We start from the raw sequence: 796 nt of genomic DNA on the forward strand, positions 1-796 counted from the left end.
ATCCATGAAAGATGAGCAAAGCTACCCTGCAATGACAGGTGCTTTTAAAATCAAAGCCTTCAACAAGGATCAATCCTTGGTCGTCGAGCGTTATGACGGATACTGGGGCGAAAAGGCGCGATTGGCCGAAGCGACGATGAAATTCATTACGGACGGTAATTCGCGCCTGATGGCGTTACAATCTGGTGAGGTGGATGTAGCGACGGATATTCCGGTAGATAACGCAGAGGTATTAAAAAAGAACGACAAGCTACAAGTGCTGTCGGCTCCATCCTTGCGCACCCATATGATTGTGTACAACATGGAATCACCTGTGTTCAAGGATGCAACCAACCGTAAGGTGGTGGACAGTCTGATTCCGCGCGCATCCATTGTGAGCGCCGTCATGAGAGGCTTCGGTACGGAAGCAAGCAGCCCGTTTCCGAGCATTCTTCCCTTCGGTAAGATTGAGCGCAAAGCATTGGACGGAACGGCGGAGCAGTTGTTGACGAAGGATGGCTGGCAGAAGGATGCCCAAGGTACGTGGACCAAGCAGGGCAAGCCATTCGAGGTTACGCTGCTGACCTTCCCACAGCGTCCGGAGCTATCCGTCATGGCTGAGGTGATTCAGAGCCAATTGCTGAATGAGGGAATTCAGGTCAAGATTCGCAAGGTGGAAAATATCGACGAGGCATTGACCAAAAATGATTGGGATTTTGCTATGTACAGCATGCTCACGGCCCATACAGGGGAGCCGCAGTATTTTATGGACATGTTCTACTCCTCTACAAGTGAAGCGAATGTAAGCCGTTATGCT

Annotated in this window: 1 protein-coding gene; it reads left to right on the forward strand. The window is 50.5% G+C overall.

Annotation, left to right across the window (positions count from 1 at the left end):
- Positions 1-796, forward strand: a 796-nt coding sequence (locus AC27IT_RS27720; RefSeq protein WP_487092253.1) for an ABC transporter substrate-binding protein, incomplete at both ends; no start/stop codon positions are given.

The sequence above is a fragment of the Brevibacillus sp. YAE8 genome (genome assembly GCF_057543335.1).